Here is an 18,424-nt window from a genome sequence, read left to right as displayed (position 1 = left end):
GGGTGGGAAGTTTGTGGTTACAACTGTGGTGCTTGGTTGTTATTCAGTTATTTGGTTCCGGCAACCCGTGGTGGGTTGTTGTTCGGGAACCACATAGTGGACGCGTGCAGTGTGTTGTGTGGTGTAAGTTGTTGGCCTATTAGTACCGGTCAGCTTCACGAGTCTTTAGTCCTCGCTTCCACATCCGGCCTATCAACCCAGTGGTCTGGCTGGGGGCCTCTCACACATAATGTGTATGGAAATCTCATCTTGAAGCGAGCTTCCCGCTTAGATGCTTTCAGCGGTTATCCCATCCGAACGTAGCTAATCAGCGATGCACTTGGCAGTACAACTGACACACCAGAGGTTCGTCCGTCCCGGTCCTCTCGTACTAAGGACAGCCCTTCTCAAATTTCCTGCGCGCGCAGCGGATAGGGACCGAACTGTCTCACGACGTTCTAAACCCAGCTCGCGTACCGCTTTAATGGGCGAACAGCCCAACCCTTGGGACCTACTCCAGCCCCAGGATGCGACGAGCCGACATCGAGGTGCCAAACCATGCCGTCGATATGGACTCTTGGGCAAGATCAGCCTGTTATCCCCGAGGTACCTTTTATCCGTTGAGCGACGGCCATTCCACAATGTACCGCCGGATCACTAGTCCCGACTTTCGTCCCTGCTTGAGATGTCTCTCTCACAGTCAAGCTCCCTTGTGCACTTACACTCGACACCTGATTGCCAACCAGGCTGAGGGAACCTTTGGGCGCCTCCGTTACTTTTTAGGAGGCAACCGCCCCAGTTAAACTACCCATCAGGCACTGTCCCTGACCCGGATCACGGGCCGAAGTTAGATGTCCAAAGTGACCAGAGTGGTATTTCAACGATGACTCCACCCGAACTGGCGTCCGGGTTTCAACGTCTCCCACCTATCCTACACAAGCCACTCCGAACACCAATACCAAACTATAGTAAAGGTCTCGGGGTCTTTCCGTCCTGCTGCGCGTAACGAGCATCTTTACTCGTACTGCAATTTCGCCGAGTTTATGGTTGAGACAGCGGGGAAGTCGTTACTCCATTCGTGCAGGTCGGAACTTACCCGACAAGGAATTTCGCTACCTTAGGATGGTTATAGTTACCACCGCCGTTTACTGGGGCTTAAATTCTCAGCTTCGCCCACAAGGGGCTAACCGGTCCTCTTAACCTTCCAGCACCGGGCAGGAGTCAGTCCGTATACATCGTCTTGCGACTTCGCACGGACCTGTGTTTTTAGTAAACAGTCGCTTCCCCCTGGTCTCTGCGGCCCACACCCGCTCACGGAGAGCAAGTCTCCATCACGGGGCAGGCCCCCCTTCTCCCGAAGTTACGGGGGCATTTTGCCGAGTTCCTTAACCATAATTCTCTCGATCGCCTTGGTATTCTCTACCTGATCACCTGTGTCGGTTTGGGGTACGGGCGGCTAAAACCTCGCGTCGATGCTTTTCTTGGCAGCATAGGATCACCGGATCCCCCCTTACGGGAGTCCCATCAGATCTCAGGCACGTGCTCGAAGCACACAGGAACGGATTTGCCTATCCCTGACCCTACATCCTTAGACCGGGGCAACCATCGCCCGGCCCGGCTACCTTCCTGCGTCACACCTGTTAATACGCTTACCTCCCAGGATCAGGTCCCGCGCTCGGCCAAAACCCACAACACCACAAGGGTGAGCGGGCAGGCTCCGGGCGGTTAGTATCCCCCGCTTGGCATGGGCGGTTTTTCGCCGGTACGGGAATATCAACCCGTTGTCCATCGACTACGCCTGTCGGCCTCGCCTTAGGTCCCGACTTACCCAGGGCAGATTAGCTTGACCCTGGAACCCTTGATCATTCGGCGGACGGGTTTCTCACCCGTCTTTCGCTACTCATGCCTGCATTCTCACTCGTGTAGGCTCCACCGCTGGTTTACACCGCGACTTCACTGCCCACACGACGCTCCCCTACCACTCCACACCCCTGAACCACGAAGGCTAGGGCAATGTGTGAAATCCACAACTTCGGCGGTGTACTTGAGCCCCGCTACATTGTCGGCGCGGAATCACTTGACCAGTGAGCTATTACGCACTCTTTCAAGGATGGCTGCTTCTAAGCCAACCTCCTGGTTGTCTTCGCAACTCCACATCCTTTCCCACTTAGCACACGCTTAGGGGCCTTAGTTGGTGGTCTGGGCTGTTTCCCTCTCGACTATGAAGCTTATCCCCCACAGTCTCACTGCTGCGCTCTCACTTACCGGCATTCGGAGTTTGGCTGACGTCAGTAACCTTGTAGGGCCCATCGGCCATCCAGTAGCTCTACCTCCGGCAAGAAACACGCAACGCTGCACCTAAATGCATTTCGGGGAGAACCAGCTATCACGGAGTTTGATTGGCCTTTCACCCCTACCCACAGCTCATCCCCTCCATTTTCAACTGAAGTGGGTTCGGTCCTCCACGACGTCTTACCGTCGCTTCAACCTGGCCATGGGTAGATCACTCCGCTTCGGGTCTAGATCACGCCACTACACTCGCCCTATTCAGACTCGCTTTCGCTACGGCTACCCCACACGGGTTAACCTCGCGACGTAACACTAACTCGCAGGCTCATTCTTCAAAAGGCACGCCGTCACCAGAATCAGACTGGCTCCGACGGATTGTAAGCACACGGTTTCAGGTACTGTTTCACTCCCCTCCCGGGGTACTTTTCACCTTTCCCTCACGGTACTGGTCCGCTATCGGTCATTAGGAAGTATTTAGGCTTATCAGGTGGTCCTGACAGATTCGCACGGGATTTCTCGGGCCCCGTGCTACTTGGGATACTCTCCAGGCTGCACACAACATTACGGTTACGGGGCTCACACCCTCTCTGGCCGGCCTTTCAAGACCGTTCACCTATGCACGCACATCACCCCACTGGTCCGGCAGAACCAGAACGGAAAGTCCCACAACCCCGCCCATGCAACGCCCGCCGGCTATCACACATGGAAACGGTTTAGCCTGATCCGCGTTCGCTCGCCACTACTAACGGAATCACTATTGTTTTCTCTTCCTGCGGGTACTGAGATGTTTCACTTCCCCGCGTTCCCCCCACGCACCCTATGTGTTCAGATGCGGGTCACACAATCACCTTGCAGCGTTGTGCGGGGTTTCCCCATTCGGACATCCTGGGATCAACGCTCGGTTATCAACTCCCCCAGGCTTATCGCAGATTCCTACGTCCTTCTTCGGCTCCTAATGCCAAGGCATCCACCGTGTGCCCTTAAAAACTTGACCACACAAGATCAATAAACTTACTCGAGAGAACCACGAGCCACTTGGGCCCAAGGTTCATTCATAAGAAATTGCTGTAGAAACACACACACCAACCACCCCCACCCACCCCAAAGGGAAGGACAAAAGGATAATCAGCCACCGTGCATGTTTCAGATGCTCGCGTCCACTATGTAGTTCTCAAACAACAACCCCATCAACCAGCCCCCCACCCACCACAACCCACACACCAACGTGCACGGACCATGACAAACAGACAAGGAAAACCGGAAGCAGGAACAAAAGAAACACCAGAAGATGCCCCCCTGCATTGCTGCAAAAAGGTCCTGTTGCCTCAGGACCCAACAGTGCGCCAAACACAACCCACCAACCACGCCCCAGCAGCGTTCCACACACCCCACACCCCCCAAAAGAGGACACAAGATGCCGTACTAACACCAGGACACAACCAGCAAAGGCCATGCCAAAAAATGATTTGTTGATATTCCACCCATGAGCACCCACCGCAGAACAAACGCCTGCGCAATGGGCAACACTGGCAACCCGTCATCCACCCATGCAGGCAAACAACACGACTGCTAGCAGCTCCTTAGAAAGGAGGTGATCCAGCCGCACCTTCCGGTACGGCTACCTTGTTACGACTTAGTCCCAATCGCCGGTCCCACCTTCGACGGCTCCCCCCACAAGGGTTAGGCCACCGGCTTCGGGTGTTACCAACTTTCGTGACTTGACGGGCGGTGTGTACAAGGCCCGGGAACGTATTCACCGCAGCGTTGCTGATCTGCGATTACTAGCGACTCCGACTTCATGGGGTCGAGTTGCAGACCCCAATCCGAACTGAGACCGGCTTTTTGGGATTAGCTCCACCTCACAGTATCGCAACCCTTTGTACCGGCCATTGTAGCATGCGTGAAGCCCAAGACATAAGGGGCATGATGATTTGACGTCGTCCCCACCTTCCTCCGAGTTGACCCCGGCAGTCTCCTATGAGTCCCCGCCATAACGCGCTGGCAACATAGAACGAGGGTTGCGCTCGTTGCGGGACTTAACCCAACATCTCACGACACGAGCTGACGACAACCATGCACCACCTGTAAACCGACCGCAAGCGGGGCACCTGTTTCCAGGTATTACCGGTTCATGTCAAGCCTTGGTAAGGTTCTTCGCGTTGCATCGAATTAATCCGCATGCTCCGCCGCTTGTGCGGGCCCCCGTCAATTCCTTTGAGTTTTAGCCTTGCGGCCGTACTCCCCAGGCGGGGCACTTAATGCGTTAGCTACGGCGCGGAAAACGTGGAATGTCCCCCACACCTAGTGCCCAACGTTTACGGCATGGACTACCAGGGTATCTAATCCTGTTCGCTCCCCATGCTTTCGCTCCTCAGCGTCAGTTACAGCCCAGAGACCTGCCTTCGCCATCGGTGTTCCTCCTGATATCTGCGCATTTCACCGCTACACCAGGAATTCCAGTCTCCCCTACTGCACTCTAGTCTGCCCGTACCCACTGCAGAACCGGAGTTGAGCCCCGGTCTTTCACAGCAGACGCGACAAACCGCCTACGAGCTCTTTACGCCCAATAATTCCGGATAACGCTTGCGCCCTACGTATTACCGCGGCTGCTGGCACGTAGTTAGCCGGCGCTTCTTCTGCAGGTACCGTCACTTTCGCTTCTTCCCTACTGAAAGAGGTTTACAACCCGAAGGCCGTCATCCCTCACGCGGCGTCGCTGCATCAGGCTTGCGCCCATTGTGCAATATTCCCCACTGCTGCCTCCCGTAGGAGTCTGGGCCGTGTCTCAGTCCCAGTGTGGCCGGTCACCCTCTCAGGCCGGCTACCCGTCGTCGCCTTGGTAGGCCATTACCCCACCAACAAGCTGATAGGCCGCGAGTCCATCCAAAACCACAAAAGCTTTCCACCCCCCACCATGCGATGAGGAGTCATATCCGGTATTAGACCCAGTTTCCCAGGCTTATCCCAGAGTCAAGGGCAGGTTACTCACGTGTTACTCACCCGTTCGCCACTAATCCCCCAGCAAGCTGGGATCATCGTTCGACTTGCATGTGTTAAGCACGCCGCCAGCGTTCATCCTGAGCCAGGATCAAACTCTCCGTTGAAGTAAAACAAATCAAACAGACACAACCACACCCACCGGAAATAACGACAGGACGCGGCTGCACAAAATTCGAAACCAGCTGAAAACCAGACCACCACACACGGGGGTGCGCAGCAATCCGGCCATAATTTCAACCAATCAATAAAACAATCGGCATCAACAAACTTGGCACACTATTGAGTTCTCAAACAACAGACCCCCCAAAACATCACCCACAGCACACCACACAAAGCAGCGCACCCAACAGGGCCATTGGAAAAGAAGAGTTATTTTTGGCCGCCTACCGAACCGTACACACCTTCCGGCTTTCCGTTTCGCACCCGGCGACTCAGAAAACAATACACGCCCCCAACCCCCAACGCAAATCCACCCCCACACACCACCCCACCAACACCCAACCACCCCCACAACCCCCACCAAACCGCCGTCGAACACCAACCCCCACCACCCCGCCGGGGGCCTGTCACTTCGAGGTTTCAGGCATTTCAAAATGCCGGTGCAGCCCATCGTCGAGGAACCGCATGATGGAATCGATCTTGTCTGCCCCGGGAGACGGTTCAATGACCACCAACCCCCTGGCCCTGCCCTCCAGGTAACAGACGAACGCCGGCCTGCCACCCGCCCGGACTGCTGCCAAAGTGTACGGTCCGCCGGGCCGCCCATCAGCACTCGCACGCAGGAATCGCCCTACCGCATCCCGTCCCACGTAGCACTCAGAGGCAGGAGGCATGGCCAACCAGCACTGATCGGTAAGGAGCTCGAGGACTGCATCAATGTCATCGCGGGAGAAAGCATCCGCAAATCTGCGGGCAATATCCTGCTGGTCCTCTTCGCTGGATACCTGGGAAGAGGAAGGCCGGGTGGACCGGGCCCGCTGCAGGAGACCCTTCGCCGCTGTTGCACCTATCGAAAGCAACTCTGCAGCTTCAGCAATCGTGAACTCCAGCACATCGCAAAGCAGCAGCACCGCGGCTTGACGGGGCGGCATCCTTTGAAGGGCGACAACGAATGCGAGCTGAATGGTCTCCCGGTTAACAGCCTGCACAGCCGGATCAACCTGGTCGACCAACGCATCGGGGTACGGCTGCAAGTGAGCTAAATCAAAACTGCCGGAGGGATCCGGTGGCTCGAAAGGAGGCAAAGGGGCAGTGCGGGGCCGCCGGCTTCTATCCCTTACAGAATTGAGCGCACGATTGGTGGCAATTCGATACAGCCAGGTGCGCAAAGACGAGCGGCCGGCAAATTCCGGCAAGCCCCGCCACGCAGCAAGCAAAGCCTCCTGCAGTACGTCGTCCGCCTCGTCAAAAGAGCCCGTGATCCTATAGCAGTGCAGATGAAGCTCCCGGCGATACGGCCCGACAAGGGAAGCGAAGGCCAGCTCATCGCCGGCCCTGGCAGCCTCCAATTCAGGTGACATCACGCTTCAATCTTGGCATGCCTCCCCCATCAGCGTTCCGATCAACTGAACTCTGGTGTCTATACGGGGGTCAGCAACTTTGAAAGGAACCACACCATGTCCACTGAACCTGACGGAGCCCTCGAGATCGCAATTGCGTACCACCGCGCCTGGACATCCGGCGATATGGACTCGGCAGTGCAGTACCTGGCCGCGGATGTCAGCTGCTTCGCTCCCGCAGGCACCATGACCGGCCAGGCCGAGGTCCGGGCATTTATGGAGCCCTTTGCCGAATCGCTTACGAGCTCTACTCTCTACGCAGCCTATGGCAGCAACGACGAAGCGATCCTCATGTATGACACAGCAAATCACTTTGTTCCGACCGCGCCAGGTGCGGAGCTGTATCGACTGCGGGACGGTCTCATCGTCGAGATCCGAATCATCTTCGATCGCCTGCCCTTCGCCTTGGCGCGCGGCGACGTAGTGATGAAGCCAGGACGATCAGACATGGCGCCGCTTGGAGGGTCAGAGCGGGGTGGTCCGTGAAACGGGTGGTCCGTGTTGTGGTGGTTAAAGGGGAAGAGCCCCGACCTGTGGTCGGGGCTCTTGCCTAATGTGTGTCCGGCGGTGTCCTACTCTCCCACACCCTCCCGGGTGCAGTACCATCGGCGCTGTGGGTCTTAGCTTCCGGGTTCGGAATGGGACCGGGCGTTTCCCCCACGCTATGACCGCCGTAACCTTTTTACCCGTCCCGGACTGACCGGACACCCTGTGTTGGGGTGTGGTTGTCCTGGGTGGGAAGTTTGTGGTTACAACTGTGGTGCTTGGTTGTTATTCAGTTATTTGGTTCCGGCAACCCGTGGTGGGTTGTTGTTCGGGAACCACATAGTGGACGCGTGCAGTGTGTTGTGTGGTGTAAGTTGTTGGCCTATTAGTACCGGTCAGCTTCACGAGTCTTTAGTCCTCGCTTCCACATCCGGCCTATCAACCCAGTGGTCTGGCTGGGGGCCTCTCACACATAATGTGTATGGAAATCTCATCTTGAAGCGAGCTTCCCGCTTAGATGCTTTCAGCGGTTATCCCATCCGAACGTAGCTAATCAGCGATGCACTTGGCAGTACAACTGACACACCAGAGGTTCGTCCGTCCCGGTCCTCTCGTACTAAGGACAGCCCTTCTCAAATTTCCTGCGCGCGCAGCGGATAGGGACCGAACTGTCTCACGACGTTCTAAACCCAGCTCGCGTACCGCTTTAATGGGCGAACAGCCCAACCCTTGGGACCTACTCCAGCCCCAGGATGCGACGAGCCGACATCGAGGTGCCAAACCATGCCGTCGATATGGACTCTTGGGCAAGATCAGCCTGTTATCCCCGAGGTACCTTTTATCCGTTGAGCGACGGCCATTCCACAATGTACCGCCGGATCACTAGTCCCGACTTTCGTCCCTGCTTGAGATGTCTCTCTCACAGTCAAGCTCCCTTGTGCACTTACACTCGACACCTGATTGCCAACCAGGCTGAGGGAACCTTTGGGCGCCTCCGTTACTTTTTAGGAGGCAACCGCCCCAGTTAAACTACCCATCAGGCACTGTCCCTGACCCGGATCACGGGCCGAAGTTAGATGTCCAAAGTGACCAGAGTGGTATTTCAACGATGACTCCACCCGAACTGGCGTCCGGGTTTCAACGTCTCCCACCTATCCTACACAAGCCACTCCGAACACCAATACCAAACTATAGTAAAGGTCTCGGGGTCTTTCCGTCCTGCTGCGCGTAACGAGCATCTTTACTCGTACTGCAATTTCGCCGAGTTTATGGTTGAGACAGCGGGGAAGTCGTTACTCCATTCGTGCAGGTCGGAACTTACCCGACAAGGAATTTCGCTACCTTAGGATGGTTATAGTTACCACCGCCGTTTACTGGGGCTTAAATTCTCAGCTTCGCCCACAAGGGGCTAACCGGTCCTCTTAACCTTCCAGCACCGGGCAGGAGTCAGTCCGTATACATCGTCTTGCGACTTCGCACGGACCTGTGTTTTTAGTAAACAGTCGCTTCCCCCTGGTCTCTGCGGCCCACACCCGCTCACGGAGAGCAAGTCTCCATCACGGGGCAGGCCCCCCTTCTCCCGAAGTTACGGGGGCATTTTGCCGAGTTCCTTAACCATAATTCTCTCGATCGCCTTGGTATTCTCTACCTGATCACCTGTGTCGGTTTGGGGTACGGGCGGCTAAAACCTCGCGTCGATGCTTTTCTTGGCAGCATAGGATCACCGGATCCCCCCTTACGGGAGTCCCATCAGATCTCAGGCACGTGCTCGAAGCACACAGGAACGGATTTGCCTATCCCTGACCCTACATCCTTAGACCGGGGCAACCATCGCCCGGCCCGGCTACCTTCCTGCGTCACACCTGTTAATACGCTTACCTCCCAGGATCAGGTCCCGCGCTCGGCCAAAACCCACAACACCACAAGGGTGAGCGGGCAGGCTCCGGGCGGTTAGTATCCCCCGCTTGGCATGGGCGGTTTTTCGCCGGTACGGGAATATCAACCCGTTGTCCATCGACTACGCCTGTCGGCCTCGCCTTAGGTCCCGACTTACCCAGGGCAGATTAGCTTGACCCTGGAACCCTTGATCATTCGGCGGACGGGTTTCTCACCCGTCTTTCGCTACTCATGCCTGCATTCTCACTCGTGTAGGCTCCACCGCTGGTTTACACCGCGACTTCACTGCCCACACGACGCTCCCCTACCACTCCACACCCCTGAACCACGAAGGCTAGGGCAATGTGTGAAATCCACAACTTCGGCGGTGTACTTGAGCCCCGCTACATTGTCGGCGCGGAATCACTTGACCAGTGAGCTATTACGCACTCTTTCAAGGATGGCTGCTTCTAAGCCAACCTCCTGGTTGTCTTCGCAACTCCACATCCTTTCCCACTTAGCACACGCTTAGGGGCCTTAGTTGGTGGTCTGGGCTGTTTCCCTCTCGACTATGAAGCTTATCCCCCACAGTCTCACTGCTGCGCTCTCACTTACCGGCATTCGGAGTTTGGCTGACGTCAGTAACCTTGTAGGGCCCATCGGCCATCCAGTAGCTCTACCTCCGGCAAGAAACACGCAACGCTGCACCTAAATGCATTTCGGGGAGAACCAGCTATCACGGAGTTTGATTGGCCTTTCACCCCTACCCACAGCTCATCCCCTCCATTTTCAACTGAAGTGGGTTCGGTCCTCCACGACGTCTTACCGTCGCTTCAACCTGGCCATGGGTAGATCACTCCGCTTCGGGTCTAGATCACGCCACTACACTCGCCCTATTCAGACTCGCTTTCGCTACGGCTACCCCACACGGGTTAACCTCGCGACGTAACACTAACTCGCAGGCTCATTCTTCAAAAGGCACGCCGTCACCAGAATCAGACTGGCTCCGACGGATTGTAAGCACACGGTTTCAGGTACTGTTTCACTCCCCTCCCGGGGTACTTTTCACCTTTCCCTCACGGTACTGGTCCGCTATCGGTCATTAGGAAGTATTTAGGCTTATCAGGTGGTCCTGACAGATTCGCACGGGATTTCTCGGGCCCCGTGCTACTTGGGATACTCTCCAGGCTGCACACAACATTACGGTTACGGGGCTCACACCCTCTCTGGCCGGCCTTTCAAGACCGTTCACCTATGCACGCACATCACCCCACTGGTCCGGCAGAACCAGAACGGAAAGTCCCACAACCCCGCCCATGCAACGCCCGCCGGCTATCACACATGGAAACGGTTTAGCCTGATCCGCGTTCGCTCGCCACTACTAACGGAATCACTATTGTTTTCTCTTCCTGCGGGTACTGAGATGTTTCACTTCCCCGCGTTCCCCCCACGCACCCTATGTGTTCAGATGCGGGTCACACAATCACCTCACAGCGTTGTGCGGGGTTTCCCCATTCGGACATCCTGGGATCAACGCTCGGTTATCAACTCCCCCAGGCTTATCGCAGATTCCTACGTCCTTCTTCGGCTCCTAATGCCAAGGCATCCACCGTGTGCCCTTAAAAACTTGACCACACAAGATCAATAAACTTACTCGAGAGAACCACGAGCCACTTGGGCCCAAGGTTCATTCATAAGAAATTGCTGTAGAAACACACACACCAACCACCCCCACCCACCCAAAAAAGGGAAGGACAAAAGGATAATCAGCCACCGTGCATGTTTCAGATGCTCGCGTCCACTATGTAGTTCTCAAACAACAACCCCATCAACCAGCCCCCCACCCACCACAACCCACACACCAACGTGCACGGACCATGACAAACAGACAAGGAAAACCGGAAGCAGGAACAAAAGAAACACCAGAAGATGCCCCCCTGCATTGCTGCAAAAAGGTCCTGTTGCCTCAGGACCCAACAGTGCGCCAAACACAACCCACCAACCACGCCCCAGCAGCGTTCCACACACCCCACACCCCCCAAAAGAGGACACAAGATGCCGTACTAACACCAGGACACAACCAGCAAAGGCCATGCCAAAAAATGATTTGTTGATATTCCACCCATGAGCACCCACCGCAGAACAAACGCCTGCGCAATGGGCAACACTGGCAACCCGTCATCCACCCATGCAGGCAAACAACACGACTGCTAGCAGCTCCTTAGAAAGGAGGTGATCCAGCCGCACCTTCCGGTACGGCTACCTTGTTACGACTTAGTCCCAATCGCCGGTCCCACCTTCGACGGCTCCCCCCACAAGGGTTAGGCCACCGGCTTCGGGTGTTACCAACTTTCGTGACTTGACGGGCGGTGTGTACAAGGCCCGGGAACGTATTCACCGCAGCGTTGCTGATCTGCGATTACTAGCGACTCCGACTTCATGGGGTCGAGTTGCAGACCCCAATCCGAACTGAGACCGGCTTTTTGGGATTAGCTCCACCTCACAGTATCGCAACCCTTTGTACCGGCCATTGTAGCATGCGTGAAGCCCAAGACATAAGGGGCATGATGATTTGACGTCGTCCCCACCTTCCTCCGAGTTGACCCCGGCAGTCTCCTATGAGTCCCCGCCATAACGCGCTGGCAACATAGAACGAGGGTTGCGCTCGTTGCGGGACTTAACCCAACATCTCACGACACGAGCTGACGACAACCATGCACCACCTGTAAACCGACCGCAAGCGGGGCACCTGTTTCCAGGTATTACCGGTTCATGTCAAGCCTTGGTAAGGTTCTTCGCGTTGCATCGAATTAATCCGCATGCTCCGCCGCTTGTGCGGGCCCCCGTCAATTCCTTTGAGTTTTAGCCTTGCGGCCGTACTCCCCAGGCGGGGCACTTAATGCGTTAGCTACGGCGCGGAAAACGTGGAATGTCCCCCACACCTAGTGCCCAACGTTTACGGCATGGACTACCAGGGTATCTAATCCTGTTCGCTCCCCATGCTTTCGCTCCTCAGCGTCAGTTACAGCCCAGAGACCTGCCTTCGCCATCGGTGTTCCTCCTGATATCTGCGCATTTCACCGCTACACCAGGAATTCCAGTCTCCCCTACTGCACTCTAGTCTGCCCGTACCCACTGCAGAACCGGAGTTGAGCCCCGGTCTTTCACAGCAGACGCGACAAACCGCCTACGAGCTCTTTACGCCCAATAATTCCGGATAACGCTTGCGCCCTACGTATTACCGCGGCTGCTGGCACGTAGTTAGCCGGCGCTTCTTCTGCAGGTACCGTCACTTTCGCTTCTTCCCTACTGAAAGAGGTTTACAACCCGAAGGCCGTCATCCCTCACGCGGCGTCGCTGCATCAGGCTTGCGCCCATTGTGCAATATTCCCCACTGCTGCCTCCCGTAGGAGTCTGGGCCGTGTCTCAGTCCCAGTGTGGCCGGTCACCCTCTCAGGCCGGCTACCCGTCGTCGCCTTGGTAGGCCATTACCCCACCAACAAGCTGATAGGCCGCGAGTCCATCCAAAACCACAAAAGCTTTCCACCCCCCACCATGCGATGAGGAGTCATATCCGGTATTAGACCCAGTTTCCCAGGCTTATCCCAGAGTCAAGGGCAGGTTACTCACGTGTTACTCACCCGTTCGCCACTAATCCCCCAGCAAGCTGGGATCATCGTTCGACTTGCATGTGTTAAGCACGCCGCCAGCGTTCATCCTGAGCCAGGATCAAACTCTCCGTTGAAGTAAAACAAATCAAACAGACACAACCACACCCACCGGAAATAACGACAGGACGCGGCTGCACAAAATTCGAAACCAGCTGAAAACCAGACCACCACACACGGGGGTGCGCAGCAACCTGGCCATAATTTCAACCAATCAATAAAACAATCGGCATCAACAAACTTGGCACACTATTGAGTTCTCAAACAACAGACACTACCGGCACCACCCACACCCACCAGGGTCCAGGATCGCTCCGGAGCAACTTTTCAAACTTACCCGATCAACCAGAACTTCGCAAATCAACGTTTCCGCGATTTCCGGTCCAGTCTCCGGCCCCACCCGACACAAGCACGCCCGGAAGCGCACCATTTTTCAGGCTGTTATCAAAGGGGTTCGGCCTCCGCGGTTCCCAACTCCAAGCTGTCTCACTCGCGGCGACTCAGAAGACATTACACGCCCACGGGCACCGGCACAAATCACCCCCAACACCAACCAAAACCCGCGCCAACACAGGCCAAAAGGACGCACAAACCCCTCAAACAAAGCATAATCCGCCCAAAACAACCCAAGTGAAGCCCATCACAAACCCAAACGACCCCAAACCCCACTCCCGCAACCCGGGGGACGTGAGAGAGGATCCGGCCCCAACCCCCGGGGAAGTGAAAGAGCGTCGGAGGTCACCCGGCAGCGCGCGCCCAAAGGAAGAACGACCAAGGGCACCAAGGAAGACCCCCATCCAACCAACAGCCACCCCCAACCCAAGGGGACATGAAAGAGGATCCGGCCCCAACCCCCGGGGGACCTGAGAGAGGATCCGCCACCAACCCCCGGGGAAGTGAAAGAGCGTCGGAAGGCATCCGGCAGCGCGCGCTCAAGGAAGACCCCCGCCCAGCCAACAGCCACCCCGCAACCCAGGGGAAGTGAGAGAGGATCCGCCCCCAAACCCCGGGGAAGTGAAAGAGCGTCGGAGGGCATCCGGCAACGCGCATCCAAGGGAGGAACGACCCAGCGCACCAAGGAAGACCCCCGCCCAGCCAACAGCCACCTCGCAACCCAGGGGATGTGAGAGAGGATCCGGCCCCAACCCCGGGGGACCTGAGAGAGGATCCGCCCCCAACCCCGGGGGACCTGAGAGAGGATCCGCCCCCAACCCCGGGGGACCTGAGAGAGGATCCGCCCCCAACCCCGGGGGAAGTGAAAGAGCGTCGAAGGGGGGGCATCCGCCAGCGCGCGCGCAAAGGAAGAACGACCAAGCGCACCAAGGAAGACCCCCCGTCCAGCCAACAGCCACCCGGGCAACCCAGGGGAAGTGAGAGAGGATCCGCCCCCAACCCCGGGGGAAGTGAGAGAGCGTCGGAAGGGGCGGCGGTCGTCCGGCAGCGCGCGTCAAAGCGACGAAGGAGCAGCGCGCCGAGGACGACCGCCGCACCAACCCGCAACCAGCAGCCCAGCCACAACTCCCCCGCCCAACCAGCAACCACACCCACTCGCCACTCCGCCGCTCCACCCACAACCCACAACCGCAACCAACCCCCGCGAACACGTGCTTAAACGCAAAAAGGGCCGGCAACCATAACGGTTGCCGGCCTTTTCAGGGCTTCGTGATTACCAGGAAGACTTGGTGATGCCCGGGAGCTCACCACGGTGAGCCATGTCGCGGAAGCGAACACGGGAGATACCGAACTTCTGGAGCGTGCCACGGGGACGGCCGTCGATCTGGTCGCGGTTACGCAGACGGATCGGGGAGGCGTTGCGGGGCAGCTTCTGCAGGCCGAGGCGTGCAGCTTCGCGTGCTTCGTCAGTCGCGTTGGGGTCAACCAGGGTCTTCTTCAGTTCGAGACGCTTGGCAGCGTAACGCTCAACAATGACCTTGCGCTGCTCGTTGCGAGCAATCTTTGACTTCTTTGCCATGTGTTTAGCGCTCCTCTCGGAATTCGACGTGCTGGCGGATCTTGGGGTCGTACTTCTTCAGGACCAGACGGTCCGGGTCGTTACGACGGTTCTTGCGGGTTACGTAGGTGTAACCCGTGCCCGCGGTGGACTTCAGCTTGATGATCGGACGTACGTCCTTGTCCTTTGCCATTAGAGCTTTACTCCTCGTGCCAGGATGTCAGCAACGACTGAGTCGATGCCGCGTACGTCGATGGTCTTGATGCCACGGGCTGACAGGGTCAGCGTGACATTACGGCGCAGGGACGGAACCCAGTAGCGCTTCTTCTGAATGTTCGGATCGAACCGGCGCTTGTTGCGACGGTGCGAGTGCGAAATGCTGTGTCCAAAGCCCGGCTCGGCTCCGGTCACTTGGCAGTGTGCTGCCATGACTCTCCTCCAAAGATTGAATGTAACGGCGTGCAGATGTTCCTGCGTTACCGTGCGACAGGCAGCGTCCGCATCCGGGTCCAAACCATTTCGGTAGTTTCCGCAGCAAGTGCGGCGAAGAAGGTTGGCCTCAGGGCCGGACAGTGATGAACACTGGAACAGGTCCTGGGATACCGGGCGAATACAGGAATGCACGCAACTTGAGCCCCTAACTACCGGCCACCGGGATGTCGGGAAAACCGACAGTCACCAACAACCGGAGCAATTGCACACGAACCGCACTACCTAGCGCCTAACTATTCTACGGGTCAGGCCAAATTAAGACCAATCCGGCATCATACGCCTCTTATAGCTCTTTCACAGCAGAACGAAAGGATGCGGGGCGAGTCTTATGACATGACCTCGCTACTGACCCCGAAATCGACGGCGGAAGGCACCCAGGTGCCGGTCCCGCGGAAGGCGCAGACCGGCGTCGAGCGCTTCCGTCCCCAAGCACGTCGGCGGCTGGCCCGGGCCGATATCCTGGGTTTCCTTGCATGGCTTTCAGGTGCTGCGGCGGTGGCACTGTGGTTGGCCGACGGCGGCGCCGACGGGTTCTCCTCATTCGCGGGAACCATGACCGGGTTGGGCATCGTGGCCGGCCTGATTGGCATGGACCTTGTGCTGCTAATGCTCTTGTTGGCGGCCCGGATCCCGTTTGTCGACAACGCCATAGGCCACGATCGCGCGCTGGAAGTGCATAAGAAGCTGGGCAAGCCCGCCCTTTATCTGCTGTTGGCACACGGGCTGCTGCTGGTGATCGGATACGGCGCAGCTGAAGGACTGGACCCACTCAGTGAAGCGGTGTCGCTGTGGACCAGCGTCCCAGACATGTGGCTTGCATTCGTCTCCATGGCACTCTTCATCGCAGTGGTGGTTTCGTCGCTGGTTGCGGTCCGCCGCAAGTACCCATACGAGTTCTGGTACGCGATACACCTGCTGACCTATGCCGCAGTGGGAACGGCAATCCCCCACCAGTTCAGCGTCGGCGGGCTCTTCGCCGAGGGCACCTGGCAGCGCTGGTATTGGCTGGCGCTCTGCGTCTTTACCGGCGCAGCCCTCCTCTTCTACCGGGTGTACCAACCGCTGGCCTCCAGTTTCCGGCATCAGCTCACCGTCAGCCGGGTGGTCCGCGTGTCAGCGGACGTTTTCAGCATCGAGATGACCGGACGCAACCTTGGGCGGTTGTCCGGTACAGGTGGTCGCTTTTTCTTCTGGCGCTTCCTGGCATCGGGCCACTGGTGGCAGCCGCACCCGTTCAGCCTGTCCGCGGAACCATTTCCCGGATCGGCCACGGCTCCGGGGAAGTTGCGGATCACCGTCCGAAACCTCGGCGACGGCTCTGCCCGGCTCGCCCACATCAAGCCCGGCACCAAGGTAGCTGTTGAAGGACCCTACGGACTCTTCAGCACCGCCGCGCGGTCCAGGAACAAAGTGGTGATGATCGGTGCAGGCATTGGCATCACCCCCTTGCGGTCTCTGCTGGAGTCAACCCCCTTCGAACCGGGAAACGCGACGGTCCTGCTCCGCGGCCACTACGAATCCGAGCTCTTCCTCGGCCACGAAATCATGGCCCTTTGCCAGGCACGGGGCGCGACGCTCCACCATCTGACCGGTCCTCGATCCGCGGGGCACCACTCATGGCTTCCTGAACCGGCCGTCCAGTCAGGGTTCACGCTCACCTCCTACGTCCCTGGAATCGCGGACGCCGATGTGTACGTCTGTGGTCCAACCCCTTGGGCCGATTCCCTCATCCGGGACGTGCAAGCGGCCGGCGTCCCCGCAGAGCAACTCCACTACGAAAGGTTTGACTGGTGAGAATACGGGCAGCATTGGCAACCGCGGTTGCGTCGGCGGGCATCCTCCTTGCCGGGTGGCAGTCCGGCGCCCACGTGGCCGAAACCGGCACGGCGACCACCACCAGCCTGAGCAGCAGTTCCATCACAGGCGGCGCCAGCGGCGACGGCTCCGGAAACACAGGCAACGGCGGCAGTGGAAATACAGGCAGCAGCGCCGGCGGCAACAGCGGCGGCAGCCGAAGCAGCACCGGCAGCACCGGTACCGGCAATCAAGGAACCAGCACGACGGCGGCTACGTACGACGGCGCGTCAGTCCAGACCCGCTTCGGTACCGTCCAGGTCCAGGTGACAATCCAGGACGGCAGGATCACTGAGGTCACGGCGTTGCAGCTCACTGATGCGGAACGGAAGTCAGCCCAGATCAGCAGCCGTGCAGCCCCGGTGCTGCGGTCCGAAGTCCTTCAAGCCCAGTCAGCCAATGTCCAGACCATCGGCGGGGCCACAGTGACCAGCGACGCCTACCTCACTTCCCTCCAGGCAGCCCTCGATGCAGCCAACTTCTAGCGGAAAACAGCTGCGTGCGCGGACGTTCCGCAGCATGGGTACCGTGGTGAGCCTGACGGTGGCGGGCAGCACCTGGGCCGATGCCGCGCAGGACGAACTGGAGTCCGCCGTCGAGGTTGTTCAGGGAATTTTCACCGAGTTGGACCGCACATTCAGCCTGTACAGGCCCGCTTCCGAAGCGAGCAGGCTGGCCCGTGGTGAACTCACATTGGCTTACGCATCCGGGAGCATGCAGGACCTTTACGCCGAGGCCTCGGAATGGCGTTTGGCGACAGAGGGTGCTTTCAGCGCAGAACGTCCGGACGGCATTTTGGACCTCTCGGGAATCGTGAAAGCCCACGCTGCCCGCGAAGCGGCTCTATCCCTGGGTGCGCTGGGGCTGCACAACTGGTGCTTGAACGCCGGCGGGGATGTGCTGGTCAGCGGACACCCTGGACACGCCACACAGGAGCCATGGCTCACCGGGATTGTGGATCCGCTGGATCGACGGGCTCTGCTGGGCGCCTTCCCGTTGGAATCGGCAAACGCCCTGGCTACTTCGGGCTCGGCGGAACGGGGCCACCACATTTGGGCCGTCGGCGGGAACAGGTCCGGGTTCATCCAGGTCTCAGTCGCGGCAGCGGATATTGTGACAGCCGATGTGTTGGCGACTGCAATCGTGGCAGGCGGCACGCGGACGTTGGATCAAGCCGTTGAAAGATGGGGCGTGGGCGTGCTTGCGGTCAACTCCGACGGGACTTTGCTGGCCACGCCGGAGTTTCGGGCCGCGGCGTAAGCCGTCCGCGG

8 protein-coding genes and 5 rRNA genes are annotated in these 18,424 nt (G+C 58.1%); 4 read left to right on the top strand and 9 right to left on the bottom strand.

Annotated elements, in window-relative coordinates; translation table 11 throughout:
- Nucleotides 1-118 precede the first annotated feature (118 nt).
- From AC6JA3_RS02225 to AC6JA3_RS02215, 3 genes are all read right to left on the bottom strand, one after another.
- Nucleotides 119-3,262 (bottom strand): 23S ribosomal RNA (locus AC6JA3_RS02225).
- Nucleotides 3,263-3,852: 590 nt separating this feature from the next.
- A 16S ribosomal RNA gene (locus AC6JA3_RS02220) occupies nt 3,853-5,372 on the bottom strand.
- The 16S and 23S rRNA genes sit together here, the layout of an rRNA operon.
- A 462-nt stretch (nt 5,373-5,834) precedes the next feature.
- Nucleotides 5,835-6,788 (bottom strand): RNA polymerase subunit sigma-70, encoded by a 954-nt coding sequence (locus AC6JA3_RS02215; RefSeq protein WP_347783620.1) that lies wholly within the window; start codon nt 6,786-6,788, stop codon nt 5,835-5,837.
- A gap of 96 nt (nt 6,789-6,884) precedes the next feature.
- Between AC6JA3_RS02215 and AC6JA3_RS02210 the strand changes: the two genes are divergently transcribed.
- Nucleotides 6,885-7,313, top strand: coding sequence for a nuclear transport factor 2 family protein (locus AC6JA3_RS02210; protein ID WP_091554454.1), 429 nt, complete (start codon nt 6,885-6,887; stop codon nt 7,311-7,313).
- A 73-nt stretch (nt 7,314-7,386) separates the two neighbouring features.
- On the opposite strand, the gene rrf is transcribed toward AC6JA3_RS02210, so the two are convergent.
- From rrf to rpmB, 6 genes are all read right to left on the bottom strand, one after another.
- Nucleotides 7,387-7,503 (bottom strand): 5S ribosomal RNA (rrf, locus tag AC6JA3_RS02205).
- A 174-nt stretch (nt 7,504-7,677) separates the two neighbouring features.
- Nucleotides 7,678-10,821: ribosomal RNA gene (locus tag AC6JA3_RS02200) — 23S ribosomal RNA — on the bottom strand.
- Between the two features lie 592 nt (nt 10,822-11,413).
- Nucleotides 11,414-12,933 (bottom strand): 16S ribosomal RNA (locus AC6JA3_RS02195).
- A 1,589-nt stretch (nt 12,934-14,522) separates the two neighbouring features.
- On the bottom strand, nt 14,523-14,828 hold the full coding sequence (gene rpsN, locus AC6JA3_RS02190) for a 30S ribosomal protein S14 (RefSeq protein ID WP_011776360.1): 306 nt from the start codon (nt 14,826-14,828) through the stop codon (nt 14,523-14,525).
- 4 nt (nt 14,829-14,832) lie between these two features.
- Nucleotides 14,833-15,000 (bottom strand): 50S ribosomal protein L33, encoded by a 168-nt coding sequence (rpmG, locus tag AC6JA3_RS02185; protein ID WP_003798558.1) that lies wholly within the window; start codon nt 14,998-15,000, stop codon nt 14,833-14,835.
- Entirely contained in the window at nt 15,000-15,236 is a 237-nt protein-coding gene (rpmB, locus tag AC6JA3_RS02180; protein WP_011776361.1) for a 50S ribosomal protein L28, read from the bottom strand. The genes rpmG and rpmB overlap by 1 nt, the downstream gene beginning before the upstream one ends.
- 396 nt (nt 15,237-15,632) lie before the next feature.
- On the opposite strand from rpmB, the gene AC6JA3_RS02175 reads away from it, so the two are divergent.
- Genes AC6JA3_RS02175 through AC6JA3_RS02165 form a run of 3 tightly spaced genes read left to right on the top strand, consistent with a single transcriptional unit; the run spans nt 15,633 to nt 18,413 of the window.
- A complete protein-coding gene (locus AC6JA3_RS02175; protein WP_347782458.1) occupies nt 15,633-17,093 on the top strand; it encodes a ferredoxin reductase family protein in 1,461 nt (486 codons plus the stop codon).
- On the top strand, nt 17,090-17,638 hold the full coding sequence (locus tag AC6JA3_RS02170; protein ID WP_026542719.1) for an FMN-binding protein: 549 nt from the start codon (nt 17,090-17,092) through the stop codon (nt 17,636-17,638). The genes AC6JA3_RS02175 and AC6JA3_RS02170 overlap by 4 nt, the downstream gene beginning before the upstream one ends.
- Nucleotides 17,622-18,413 carry an FAD:protein FMN transferase gene (locus AC6JA3_RS02165; protein ID WP_081733417.1) on the top strand — a complete coding sequence of 264 codons (792 nt, stop codon included), beginning with the start codon at nt 17,622-17,624 and terminating at the stop codon, nt 18,411-18,413. Before AC6JA3_RS02170 ends, AC6JA3_RS02165 begins: the two co-directional genes overlap by 17 nt.
- Nucleotides 18,414-18,424 lie beyond the last annotated feature (11 nt).

The organism is Arthrobacter sp. TmtSoilC79, assembly GCF_059739405.1.
Note: the sequence above shows the minus strand (reverse complement) of the source record. Positions and strands in the feature narration are given on the sequence as shown.